The organism is Sphingosinicella sp. BN140058 (assembly GCF_004135585.1).
Classification (GTDB): domain Bacteria; phylum Pseudomonadota; class Alphaproteobacteria; order Sphingomonadales; family Sphingomonadaceae; genus Allosphingosinicella.
The window spans coordinates 2139998-2153282 of sequence record NZ_CP035501.1; the positions used below are offsets into that span (position 1 = coordinate 2139998).

Below are 13285 nucleotides of genomic sequence, written 5' to 3' on the forward strand. Positions count from 1 at the left end.
GTTGATGTCGCTCATTGCGCTGGAGGTTCTCCTGCCGCGCACCTATCGTTTCTAAATGCACGGAGAGAGAGAAAATCAGGAACTAGGCGTAGAAGGCGACATCGCAGCGCCACCGGAGCGCAGGATCAGCAGCGACAAGGAACTGCTCGCGGCGATCTCGGACTTTTATGCCCGGAACCCGCATGTCATCGGGAGCGGCGATATACTGACCGTCACCGGAGGCAAGCCAGCCACGCGGGCGGGCATGGTCGCCGCGTCCCTCGCCGGTCTCGCGGTCGAGGGCGGGGAGCCGGCGATGCAGCGGATTATAATCGTGATACCGCCCGGCGATGACGTCACGGAGGCCGACAGTCGCGCCTGGGAAAGCTTCGGGAAGTCCTTCGAGATGCTCGCCCGCCGCCCGCTCGAAGCAGATGAGGCCGCGTGGTTCCGAGATCGCCTGACCGTCCAGGCGGCGACCGATGGCCGGCCTGCCAGTCTTCTGGCGCTGATGGCCGAGCAGCCCGAACGAACCGCCATCATCGTAGTCGAGGCGGCGGGATACCGGGACGACGCGATCGCGCCCTTTGTCGCCGAGGGTGCCCAGACCCCGCTGATCCCGGAGGACGTCTGGGCGCCTCAGGTTCACGCTCTTGCAGTCGCAGCCGCGCCAATTGCTCGGGAGCGGCATCTCTACGTCGCCCTCGACGTCAACGAGAGTTCGCCGATCCGGCCGGCGCTTGGCGACCTCATCCTATCGGTCGATGGCTTTGGGGTGATGGGATCGACCGCGGACGAAAGCGCCGAAAGCATTCTCGCCCGACGCGTCGATGCCTGGGATCGGTGGATCGCCCTCGGTCAGGCTGGGCGCGCGCTGGCGGACGTCGATGCGCTGCCCCCGGTGACAGACCCAAAGAAGCCTTTTATCAGGGTACAACTGCTGCACAAGGCAGGGCTTCGTCTCGAGGCCCTGGCGCTTATCCGGAGCGAGTTCCTGGCTCGCGACGAACTCGACCCGTCCACCCGGGTCCGGCTTGGACGTATCGCTGAGGATGCCGGCGCGGCACAGCTCGCAGCCGAACTCATCGCGCCCTGTATCGATGCCCTCGAGAGCCGCGAGGACCTAGAGTCTGCGCTCGGGACGCTTGAGCATCGGGACGAGGCACTTGCGGCGCGCATCGCGACCCGGCTCGAGGCCCGCTTTCCCAACGCCCAAGGCGTGCGCCGGCACCGGCGCCAGCTGCTGCTGCGTGCCCGCGACCATTCGGGTCTCGCTGAGCTCCTTCGCGAGAGCGATGCGGCCCGGGCCGACTTTCATGCCCGCCTTGCCGAGGCATTCGCCGGCACCGCCGTTCCGGACTATGTTGGCCTTATCCAGTCAAGTGACACGGCAGAGATCTCCGACGGCTATCGGCTGGCGAGCATCGTGGATGCCCTTGCGCGCGGCCTCATCTGGCATGCGTTCGATCTCGTCGGCGATGTCCCCAAAGGACTGGCACAGGCCGAACGCTGGGAAGGGCTTGCGCTCGAGGTCCTCGAACGCGGCTTTCTCCAGGCCGGGCCGGAGGGCGGGCCTGCTGCTGGGATCGAGGCGACCGAGGCGCTGCTCGGCAAGCTCATCGAGCGGCTGGCTGGCGAACCGATGAACGCGCGCCTGAGAAGCGGCATCGTCAACCTGCTCAAGCCCGATGTGGCTGGTACGACGGGGCTCGCCTTGATTGCAAAGCATGTCCTCGACCTGGCAGGCCGGCCCGTTGCGGTCGACAAGGGTGCGAAGGAAGGCTCGGCGAACGCGGGGTGGATGATGGAGCACAAGCCATTTCTCCAGCGTGCGCTCAACTGGCTTCAGGCCGAGCAGCCAATCATCATCGGCAAGCTGGCCCTGCCTCTGGAACTCCTGACCGAGAGCCCGGACGAAGCCATCTCAGCGCTCTCATCCTATGTCGAGCGAGCTCCCATCTCGGATGACAGCGACATCCAATCGGTCCAGCTGCACCTTGCGCTCGCCGCCGCGATCGCACCGCACGCGGCCGACCCCGACATCGACCTCAGGCTTTACCGGCTGGCAGCCGGCAAGATTGCGAGCAGTGGCTTCGCCCAGACAGGCCGCGACCTCGTCGAAGCGGCCGTCCAGGCCGGGACCGCAACGTCGCGGCGCCGTCGCCTTGCCTGGTTCGCCGTGGCCGACACCTATCACCGGACCGGCGACCATCTGACTGGTCTGGTGGCGCTCGCCTGCGCCTTTGCCGCGGACGATCGGGCGGACGAGGAGGAACTCTGGCAGGAGGTTTACGGGCTGACCCGCCTCCTGCGTGACATCGGCCTGTTCGACACCGCGCTCGCCATGGTCGACAAGGGGCGCGAACTGCTCGAGCGGATGAAGCTCACCAAAACCTATGGTCACCGCCTCGATCTTCTCGCCTTGCAGGTTCGCCTGGCCCGGCGCGACCGTGAGGATCCAGACGAGCTTGCAGCGCTGCTCGCCGAGGCAACGGCGATCGGGAGGACCGTCCTCGATCATCGGGACCAGACAGCGCCGTCCGGCATCATCCTGGGACAGCTCATTCGCGACGCTCGCGAACGCGGTGTAGAGGTGCCGGGTGAGTCCGAGGAGATTTTTGCCGAACTCAACAGATGGGCCGGCGGCACGCTCGCGACGATGATCGCGGCAACCTCTGCGCCGCTGCCGACACCCACCCACCTGGCAGGGCTCGCCGCCGCGATACCAACTGCACGTTACGCCGAAGATGTCGGCTTCGACATGGGGAACATCGCTTTCCTTGCGCAGCGGACCCTTGCCAGCGCCGACATTCTGGCCGCGCCGGAGGATGTAAGCTTCGCGCTCGAACTTCTCGCCGATCGCGGCACCGCGCTGCCCAACTGGGACGAGGCGGCCGCGCCGCCAGCGGTGCCACAGCAGGATGAGCCGGCAGCCATCGCGCGAGCGATTTCGACGGACGGCGTCGATGTCCTTCAACTTGGCTTCGATGCCAGAGGGCGCCTGATCCGGCTTGCTGCCAGCGGCGGCGCGCTGGCAAAGCCTGTCGCGGAAGACGGCGACAAATTCTCGCGTGCCGCCTTCCATGTCTGGTCGCAGGCCTTCCCTTACCGCTACGGGGTCGATGAAAGCCCGAACCTCTTCTACCGCACGACCGAACCCCTGCAGCTGAGCTGGTCCGCAGAGCGCCCGACCATCATCTCGGCGTCGAGCGAGCTTCAGTCCTTCCCGCCCAACATCTTCTACGACGGAACCGAGTTCCTGGGTCGCAAGGCGCCAGTGGCGGCCGTGCCATCGCTTTCCTGGTTGAGCGGCGCCCTCGAACGCAATCACAAGGGCGATGGCCGCCGCGTCGCATGGATCTCCACGGCCGAGGGCGATGACGGTCGCTCGACCCTGACCCTGCTCGCGCAGCGGCTCGATGGCCCGTTCATGGACCATGGCTTCGAGGTCGACCATGGCGGGACCTTGCCGGAGCGCTTCGCCGGAGCTTCGATCGCGGTGCTGACGGCGCATGGCGGCGTCAACCCCGAGGGTCGCTTCTTCCAGCTGGTCTCCGACGAGGGCGTCCTGAAGGTCTCGGCCGCCGACCTAGCCGCGGCCGTGCGAAACGTCGGCGTCGTCATCCTCTTCATCTGCAGCGGGGGGCGCACCGACAAGCATCCCATGGCCAACACGACGCTCGGGCTCGCCAAGCAGGTTCTCGACCGCGGCTGCAGCGCGGTTATCGCCTCGCCCTGGCCGCTGGACTCGCAGGTGCCGCCGCACTGGCTCGATGCCTTCCTAGCTCGGTGGGAGGCAGGCGACCGGCTGATGGACGCAGCTTTTGCGGCCAATCAGGCCGTGGACAAGCGGTTCGCTCTCGACCCTGCGCGGGGGCTCGCGATGACGACCTATGGCGACGGACTGCTGACCAAGCCGTGACTGACTTTCGCCGCGCGCGCCCTACCTGCGTGCGGATCAAACAAAGAGCCCGGCGCGTCCGATACTTGGGTTCTTGGTGAACTGATAATTCGCGTACGGCCTAACGACATCCTGATCGGACTTGTGATTCTCGATCACGATGAACTGGGCCTGGTGGGTCATGGCCTGCAGGTACCGGTAGAAGTGCGTCGCCACATCGGCTTTGCGCAATTCCAGCTCGTCGTCGGTTAGATCCTCGAAGCGATCCTCTTCCGCGGGACGATAAGCGAAGAGGGGCGAATCGAGGATGACGAAACCCGGATGCGGTCGTCCCTTCTCGATGCAATAGACGAGCACGCCGATCTTGAACGCGGCATGGAGGAGCGCTCGAACGCCAGCGCCGTTGTCGCGGCGGCGCTTGCCGTCGACGACGATGTCTTGGTCACCCTTCTCGAAATGCACCGCGTCGGCGCCGGGATAGTTCCACGCCTTCAGGACCTGCTTCACCACCGTCGATAGTTCGTGTGCCTCGCTGTTTGATAGATCGAGATTCACGTCGATGCCGTCGGCGCGTTGTCGCGACTGCACGGCCGTTGCCTTGATCCGCGAGATCTGCGCCTCAAGGTCGGAAACCCGGCGCCTGTTCTCCAACTCGGATTCGAGCTTTTCGCAACGCTCGCTGGCGCCAAGGAAGATGGACCGCGCCGACACCTCGCTCTGTGCAGCTTGGACTCGGGCGAGACGCGCTTTGTTGAGGCTTTCAGTGGCGACGACGATGAGCCGTTCAACCTCGACGATTTCGGCATCGGCATCGGCGGCCGCGGCGGCGAGGTCACGGGCCTCGGCCCGAATCTTCTCCATCTCCAGCTCCACGGCGTGTCGCTGCTCCTCGATGTCACCAAGGCCATGGTCGTGCTTTTGATGGTCGGGAGATGCGCCGCACAGCGGGCAATTGATCGTGGCAAAGCGTTGCAGGAGAAAGCCGCCTTCCTCTAGGCCTTCCAGACGGTCGATATCGGAGGCGTAGACGCGCGCGAGCTCATCGAAACGCACCTTTAGCGCATTCAGCTCCGCGATCCGCGCCTGGTAGCCTTGAATATCATCGGAGAAGCGGCGCTCCTCGAGCGCTAGCGCGTCCAGACTGTTCTGGCGCTCTTCCACTGCTTCGAGAAGATCGGCCTTTTCTCGCTCGGCGGTCGCAAGATCGGCAATGACCGCAGTGGTTTCGACGGTATCATCGATCACTTTTCGCAATTGCTCGGCCATCTGAGAGAGGAGTTCGATTTGCCCCTCCTTTGCAGCCTTGAGCTGATCTCCGGACCGCACCTGCGCGATCGAGGAGCCGTCCACACCGGTGAGGAGGAACTTGAGGAGCCCCTTGTCTTCCGAGGTAACAGTGGTGTTGTGCGCGAGCAGCAAGCTCTTTTCGTCGATCATCCTCGTTTCGTCGATGAGCAGGTAGCGCATGATGACGCGCAACGAGAACGGCGTCTTTTCCGCTCGTTCGTTCTTCAAAAGCTGCGCTTCACGGTAGCCAACGCTCGAGAGCAGAAATCGCGAGACGTTGGGCGAGCTGACGTGCTTTCGTGAGAACACCTCGTACCCAGGCGAGCCTTCACCAACGGTTTGGAGATGTCCGTCGGCCTTGTAGATGTCACCGCCCAAAGCGGATGAGCGCAAGGTGACTTGATGATCGCCAGGGAGGGTGAGCCACAGGAGATAATTGTCCACGCCCTTGCCTTCCGGAGGCAGGGTCGGAAGCTCTCCGCCAAGGAGGTAGTCGATCGACTTGCGCACAAACGATTTGCCCGTGTTCGAAGCACCCCAGATGATGTTCACGCCCGACTTGAATTGAACCGAAACCGGTATTCGCTCGGGGCCGGTGAACATCAGCCGGTCGATGATGATCCTGCGCCGGTCAGACATTATCCGGAGCCCTGCCGACGATCTCGTGAGACCAGCGCTCCAGACCGTCCTTCAGACCTTGGATGAAGACGTCGACACCTTGATCAGCAGCCTCCCGTGCGAGCCATTGGGCCGCTTTGGCGAGGCGGCGATTATAGGCGCTACCGAAAAGATCGATCATCGCTGTTGCCGTTTCGTGCGCCCGAAACGCGATGCCGCTGCCCGTAAAGACCTGTTCGACAAGCGATGCGCGGGCCATCAGCAGCAGGCCCTCTTCAACCAGGTGTCGGCGCACGAAATACTCGCCGGCACGGGCATTGATCTCGGGGTGAAGACTGGGTGGGCCGCCAACGTCGCCGGTGTGGACAATGTAATAGTCCAGTAGCGACATGGTCGCGAGGTCGAAGGCCTGGGGCGCAAAGGCGTCGAGAATGATAAGCGCCCGCACGCCTGCTTCGAGCGGAGTGTTGAAGAGTTGCGGCTGGGCGATGGGCAAGGTCAGGCCCACGGCATGCGTCCGACATTCGCGAAGTGGTGGCACGCGCCCTGTTTGACGCTTGGGGTGACGCGATTGTGCCGCCCGAGCGCGCCGGTAATCTGGGCGAAGGAGGCGACTTCCATGATCTGCGTAAGCCTCTCGTAAGGGGGCGCCGTGCCCAGCGCGTGGTACCGATCGATCACGGTCTCGTGCACGTCCTCGTCGACATTGTCGATCTGGCTGGCCGGCAGGTTGTCACGAAAATGGCGTCGAAACGCCTGGCGTTCGAGGTACCGTCGACGGGCGTTGACGATTTGGGGGCCGTAGGTCGCGTTGGCAACGACCTCCGAATAGGTTGCGAAGGCCGCGCCACTGGCTGCGGCGAACACCGCCACAAGCTGGGTTACATATGCGGACTCTTCGTCAGCAACGTCCTCCGGCACGTCAGCGACCCGCACCCGCGGGGCTTCGCCTGGATCGATGTCGAGGAGCTCATGAAGGACGGCCCGCATTTGGGGTTTCTCGACGAGCTCGCTCGCCTTCCAGAGTTCCACGTTCTCGAACGCGTATGCGCGGATCGCCGTCGTGATCGCCGGGGTGAGCGGACATGGCGTCGTCGATATGCGATTGAGGCAATAGGCGTCCCAGTTGTCGACCACGAAGTCCGCGATGAGCGACGGTCGGTCGATCACCTTCTTGACGTCCCGAACTGCCGAATTGGGGCAGACGAAGATGTATTTGGTGGGCAGCGTAAATTCGCCCTTGTCGGCGTAATAGAAGATTTTGCCGAGTTCAGTGACAAACTCGGCCTTGCCCAAGGGCGCCTTGAGATGCTTGCACTGGTAGTTGTGCCAGTTACCATCGTATCGGCGCGCCGAAAGAAAGCCAACGGCGTCGCGACCCATGTCCGCCGATGCGGTTGGACGTTCGAATCCGACATAGGTGTCCGCAAGCTTCGCGAGCCACTTCTTGATCAGATCTTCGAGCTCGCTGTCCGATAAATTCAGGATCTGGCGATCTTCGTTGAATGCCATTTTTGCGCTTTCCTCCCCTTGCGCTCGCCAGCGACCTGACGGAAATTGCTTTTGTGATCAAACCTTATTCGATCGTGTCCGCTCCGATCTGGCGCGCACGGCAGCTATCCTGCAATTCTGACTGAAAGCTGCCAAGCAGCTCACGGCCACTTCTGGTCGCCCTCCGATAGGAGGTCGGGCAACCAGTGGACGTCGGCTTCTGACGAAACCCGCCGTTCGGCATGGTGGTCATCAAAGGCAGCATTGTCCCAAAGTCGGCCGCTCTTGTAATGCGGTGCGCGAACCTGTGTCGGCGGCGACTTACTTTAAGCCTGTTCCAGTAGGCAGAAGTGCGCTCTTACGGGGGAATGGGACGGAGCGCAGCCGCCGCGCCGCTCCTACCCCTCCCCCAATTCCCCCAGCTTCGCCGCCAGCTCCGCCTTGCGAAACGGCTTGGTCAACCGCGGCAGATCGACGTCGATGCCGTCATTCTCGGCATAGCCGGAAATCACCAGCACGCTCGTCTGCGGCCGCTCGGCGCGGACGCTGCGGGCGAGATCGGTGCCGTTGATGCCGGGCATGAGATGGTCGGTGACCAGCAGATCGGGGGCGAGGCCGTCTTCGAGCAGGCGGAAGGCTTCCTCGGCGGAGGCCGCCTCGACGACCGCATAGCCGAGCTCGGCGAGCATGTCGGCGGTGCTGATCCGCACCAGATCCTCGTCGTCGACGAGCAAAGCGGTGCCGGTCGTCGCCGCGGCCGGTTGCGGGGCGTCGGCGGTGGATGACGACGGCGGCTTCGCGGCGGCATCGGCGGCACTGCCGTCGGCGCTGACCGGGAGCCAGAGGGTGACATTGGTGCCCACATTCGGGCGGCTGTCGATGGTGAGGGCGCCGCCCAATTGGGAGGCGAGGCCGTGGGCGCTGGAGAGGCCGAGGCCGGTGCCCTTGCCGACGCCCTTGGTGGAGAAGAAGGGCTCGACCGCGCGCTTGAGGGTCGCCTCGTCCATGCCGATGCCGGTGTCGGCGACCGACAGGCGGATGTAGCGGCCGGCCGCGAGGTTGGTGCGGTGGCCGGGCGCGACCGATTCGCAATCGGCGGTGATGCGCAGGGTGCCGCCATCCGGCATCGCATCGCGCGCGTTGACGCCGAGATTGAGGAGGGCCATTTCGAGCTGGTTGGCGTCCGCCCTGGCGGGCGGCATGGCGTCGGCGGTCTCGACCGCGACGCGGATCTGCGGACCCGACGTGCTCGCGACCAGATCGGCCATGCCGGTGACCAGTGCGCCGACGTCGACGGCGCTGGCCTGGAGCGGCTGGCGGCGGGCGAAGGCGAGCAGGCGCTGGACCAGAGTCTTGGCGCGCTCGGCCGATTGCATCGCGCCGGCGATCAGGCGCTGCTCGCGCTCGCCGCCCAGGGCCTTGCGCTGGAGCATGTCGAGGCCGCCGACGATGGGCGTGAGCAGATTGTTGAAATCGTGGGCGACGCCGCCGGTGAGCTGGCCCATCGCCTCCATCTTCTGGGCCTGGCGGAGCGCCTCCTGCGCCGCATCGAGCTCGGCCGCGGCCGCTTTCTCGGCAGTGACGTCGCGGCCGACGGCGTGGACCAGGCCTTCGAACGGCACCGCGCTCCACGAGATCCAGTGATAGGCGCCGTCCTTGGCCCGGTAGCGGTTTTCGAAGCGGTGGAGGGTGTCGCCCTGGGCCAGAAGCTGGGCGCCGGCGCGCGTGGCGGGGCGATCGTCCGGATGGATGAGGTCGAGAAAGCATTGTCCGACCAGTTCGTCCTCGCGCCAGCCGAGCAGCGCCGTCCAGGCGGGATTCACCGCGGTGACGATGCCGTCCATGCGGGCGACGAGGATGACGTCGGTGGTCAGCCGCCAGATGCGATCGCGATCGGCGGTGCGCTCGGCGACCTGGCTTTCGAGGCTCTCGTTGAGCGCACGCAGCCGTTCCTCGGCATCGCGGCGGGCGGAGATGTCGTTGAACAGGATGGCGACCCGGCCGTCGCCGGCATCGCCGAGGCGGAAGGCGTAGACGTCGAACCAGCGGCCGAGCGAGTCCGACGCCTGCTCGAACCGTTCCGGAACGCCGGTGCGGGCGACCCGGCCGTAGGTCTCGAACCATTTCTCCTCGAGCGCGGGTGCGGCGTCGCGCAGCCAACGGCCGAGAATCTCGGTGGGAAAGCCGGTCTGGCGGTAGAAAGCGGGGTTGGCCTCCAGCACGCGGTAATCGACGCGGCCGCCCGGCGATTGGAGGTCTACCTGGACGACGCAGAAGCCGGATTCGATCGATTCGAACAGAATCTGGTAGCGGGCCCGGCTTTCGGCGAGCGCGACTTGCGCCGCCTTGCGGGCGGTGATGTCGATCGCGGTGCCGATCACGCGGACGCAGCGGCCGGCATCGTCGAACAGGCCGCGGCCCTTGGCGGCGACCCATCTGATGATGTTGTCGTCGCGGCCGACCGTGCGATATTCGACGTCGTAGAGCAGGCGGCGTGTCGGATCGGCGGCGGCTTCGAAGGCGGCGCGGGTCTTTTCCCGATCCTCGGGGTGGACGCCTTCGTAGAAGATGTCGAGCGTGACCGGCAGGTCGGCCGAGACGCCGAACATCGCCCGCACGCGCGGCGACCAGAAGATCGCGCTGGTGGCGACGTCGACGTCCCACTGGCCGATCTCGGCGACGTCGAGGGCGAGGCGCAGCCGTTCCTCGTTCAGCGCCAGCCGTTCCGCGGCCTCGCGGCGATCGTCGATGTCGATGACGGAGCCGACATAGCCGAGATAGGCACCGTCGGCGCCGAAGCGCGGCGCGGCGGCGTCGAGCGTCCAGCGATAGGCGCCGTCGGCGCGGCGCAGGCGGAAATCGACGCGATATTCGCGGCGATCGGCATTGGCGCCGAGGAAGGCGTCTCGCGCGATGTTGCGGTCGTCGGGATGGATCGCATCGGTCCAGCCGAGCCCCTCGCCGGCGCCGGGCGCCTGTCCGGTATATTCGTACCAGCGCCGGTTGAGATAGGTGCAGTGCCCGTCCGGATCGGTGACCCACATCATCACGGGGGCGCTGTCGGCCATGGTCCGGAAGCGCGCCTCGCTCTCGGCCAGCGCCTGCTGGGCGCGCCGGGTGTCGGAGACGTCGCGGACGATGAGCACGCCGCCTTCGACGGCGCCGTCGCGCAGCACCGGCGCGTTCGAACATTCGACGAAAACGGGGCGGCCGTCCCGGTGGAAGAAGACGTCCTGGTGCGCGCGGAGGCTTCGGCCGTTGAAGAAGACACGGCCGAGCGGGCAGTCCTCCATCGGATAGGGCCGGCCGTCGGGATGGCGATCGTGGACGCGCTCGTGGAGCTTGCGCCCGGTGAGCTCCGCCTTGCTCCAGCCGAACATCGCCTCGGCGGCGGGGTTGGCGTAGACGGTTTCCCCCGAAGCGTTGAGCAGGAAGATGGCGTCGGCGGCATGTTCCATGACCAGCCGCGAGATTGCGAGCTGCTCCTGCAGGGCGGCGACCGCGTTTTCCGGGCTCGCAGCCGGTGCTTCGTTCCCGTCCTGCGGCATGCGTGGCGTCCCCTGCGCTTGGACTGCGGTCTAAACACGGTGGCGCCATGCGGCACAATGGTTTTCGAGGAGGGGGTGACCGGGCGTGGAGGGTGGCTCGGCGGCCGGCGGCAGGCGAATTGTGTATGATGTCCCCGCTTTACGACGTCCCCGCTTTACGGCTTGGACCCTTCATCCTCCGTCACGCAACGGCGCCTCCACACAGTGCGGGGGCCGCACGGGGCATTGGGCCGGGACCGGGGCCGTGGGCGGCGGCGGCACGCGCAAGAGCGGGGTGACGGCGACACCCTCGACCGAAGCCGCTGTTTCGCGCGAAGATCGCGAAGGGCCGCGAAGCCCGCGAAGGAGAAGGCTGCCGGTGCCTTTCGGCCGACGCCTGTGCCCGGGCCTTCAAGCCCCATGTTCGCACGCCGGGCACAAAGGACCACCTCTTCGACGGCCCCAGGACAGGTCAGGCCGCCAACGATCATGGCAGGTCGGCGGCGCCCCTCCAAGGAAGGGGATCGATCTGCTCCTGCGCGGAAGCGGCATCCGCCCTTCGCGTCATCGCGTCCTTCGCGATCTTCGCGTTGAAATCTGGCCGGCGTCCGCGAGAAACAGGAGAGCGCTTCGACAGGCTCGCTTCGACTTCGCTCAGGGCATGCTTGGACCTCGCTCGGGAGAGCCCCAGCGGGAACGGGAATAGGGGGGCAGCGGTGAGGGCAGATATTGGGCGCGTGCCGGTTACCCGGCGGCCGCCAGGCGGGGCGGGACGGATTCGTCGCGATCCTCCGCGACGGGCAGCGCCGCCGGCAGGGTGAGGAAGAAGGTGGCGCCCTGGCCGATATTGTTCTCCGCCCAGAGCTTGCCGCCATGGGCCTCGATGATCGTGCGGGCGATGCTGAGGCCGACGCCGAGGCCGGTGCCCGAGCCCTTCAGCGCCGAGAACAATTCCTCCGGATCCTCCTGGGGAAGGCCGGGGCCGTTGTCGGCGAGGGTGAGCAGGATGAAATCGTCCTTCGCCGGCTGGGCACGCACGGTGAGCCGCGGCTGCCGCTGCTGGGCGAGCGCCTGCCAGGCGTTGCGGAGAATGTTGACCAGCACCTGCTCCACCTGGACCGGATCGCCGTGGACCAGGCGTTCGCCGCGATCGAACTCGATGCGCAGATCGGGCTCCTTCAGGCCGGCGTCGGCGCGCAGCAGCTCGAGGCAGCGATCGATGCTGGCGCGCAGATCGACGCGGCTGCGCGACACGCCGCTTTCGCTGATCATCGCCCGCGCCTTGCGGATGATCTCGCCGGCGCGGCGGATCTGTTCCTCCGCCTTGTCGACCCATTCGCGCATCTCGGCGACGCCCGATCCCTTGGCGAGGCCGTGCTTGACCAGGAAGGTGTAATTGGCCGCCGCGGTGAGCGGCTGGTTGAGCTCGTGCGCGAGGGTGGTGGCGACGGCGCCCATGCCGGCGATGCGGGCGGCGCGGTTGAGCTCGCCCTGCAGCCTCGTCAGCCGCTGTCGTTCGTGGGCGCGGGCGGCGCCCGAGGCGATCAGGGCAAGGAACAAGAGGACGAAGGATCCGCCGCCGACGAACAGCGACAGCGCGGTGCCGTCGAGGCTTGCTTCGGCCCGGACGGCGGCGGGGACCACTCGGAAGGTGGCGGCGGCCATGCCGGCGAAATGCATCCCGCAGATGGCGAGCGCGAGCAGCAGCGCGCCCGCCGCGCGCGCCGAGATCGCGCGCCGCCGGGTTCCGAACTGCAGGGCCGTCCACGAAGCGGCGATCGCGATCAGGAAGGACAAAGCGACGAAGGCGGGATCGTAGACGATCGCGACGCCGGTGATCGCGGCCATGCCGACATAATGCATGGCGCAAATCGCCGCGCCCATGACGAGGGCGGCACCGGAGGTCTTCCAGGGGCGGGCCGGGCGGCGCTGGGCGATGGCGACTGCGGCGGTGCTTCCCACCAGCGCGAGCAGCAGCGAGAGCGCCGTCCAGGCGGCGTCATAGCCGAAGCCCGCCGCGATCGAGAAGCCGAGCATCGCCATAAAATGCGTGACGAAGATGCTCATTCCGAGGGCGAGACCGGCGGCGGCGAGCAGGGGTGCTCGTGCCCGGCCTTCCCGCGCCCGCGCCTGTTCCTGCAGATCGAGCGCCACCCAGGCGCCGAGCAGAGCCGCGGCCAGCGCCAGCATCACGAAGGCCAGCTGATGTTCACCCTGCATCGGTCACGCGGCACCCTCTCCTCATGCGCTCGCCCGCAGGCGGCGGGCGGTGCCGAAGCGCCGGCCGCCACCCGCCGGGCCGCGGCCCTCGCCCGCGATGCGGACGGGCCTCGACCCGGTCAACCTGTTGAAACTCCTAGGGGCGGGATCGGCTGCACCGATGCGCGGGACGGGCGCAGGGTCGGCGAAATGGGTGAGTCGAGGCTTGCTTGGCCAGCGCAACGGACCGTTGCGATACTTCATTCGTGTCCCATGATGGTGG

The 13285-nt window shown here is 66.4% G+C and carries 6 protein-coding genes; 1 reads left to right on the forward strand and 5 read right to left on the reverse strand.

Annotation, left to right across the window (positions count from 1 at the left end; genetic code table 11):
* Nucleotides 1–55 precede the first annotated feature (55 nt).
* On the forward strand, nt 56–3901 hold the full coding sequence (locus ETR14_RS09655) for a hypothetical protein (protein WP_129384406.1): 3846 nt from the start codon (nt 56–58) through the stop codon (nt 3899–3901).
* Between the two features lie 36 nt (nt 3902–3937).
* On the opposite strand, the gene ETR14_RS09660 is transcribed toward ETR14_RS09655, so the two are convergent.
* From ETR14_RS09660 to ETR14_RS09680, 5 genes are all read right to left on the reverse strand, one after another.
* A complete protein-coding gene (locus ETR14_RS09660; RefSeq protein WP_129384407.1) occupies nt 3938–5806 on the reverse strand; it encodes a hypothetical protein in 1869 nt (622 codons plus the stop codon).
* Nucleotides 5799–6293 carry an ABC-three component system middle component 2 gene (locus ETR14_RS09665; RefSeq protein WP_206186010.1) on the reverse strand — a complete coding sequence of 165 codons (495 nt, stop codon included), beginning with the start codon at nt 6291–6293 and terminating at the stop codon, nt 5799–5801. The genes ETR14_RS09660 and ETR14_RS09665 overlap by 8 nt, the downstream gene beginning before the upstream one ends.
* Nucleotides 6284–7297, reverse strand: coding sequence for an ABC-three component system protein (locus ETR14_RS09670; RefSeq protein WP_129384408.1), 1014 nt, complete (start codon nt 7295–7297; stop codon nt 6284–6286). The genes ETR14_RS09665 and ETR14_RS09670 overlap by 10 nt, the downstream gene beginning before the upstream one ends.
* A gap of 377 nt (nt 7298–7674) precedes the next feature.
* Entirely contained in the window at nt 7675–10824 is a 3150-nt protein-coding gene (locus tag ETR14_RS09675; protein WP_129384409.1) for a PAS domain S-box protein, read from the reverse strand.
* A gap of 723 nt (nt 10825–11547) precedes the next feature.
* Nucleotides 11548–13023 carry an MHYT domain-containing protein gene (locus ETR14_RS09680; protein WP_129384410.1) on the reverse strand — a complete coding sequence of 492 codons (1476 nt, stop codon included), beginning with the start codon at nt 13021–13023 and terminating at the stop codon, nt 11548–11550.
* Nucleotides 13024–13285: the final 262 nt, after the last annotated feature.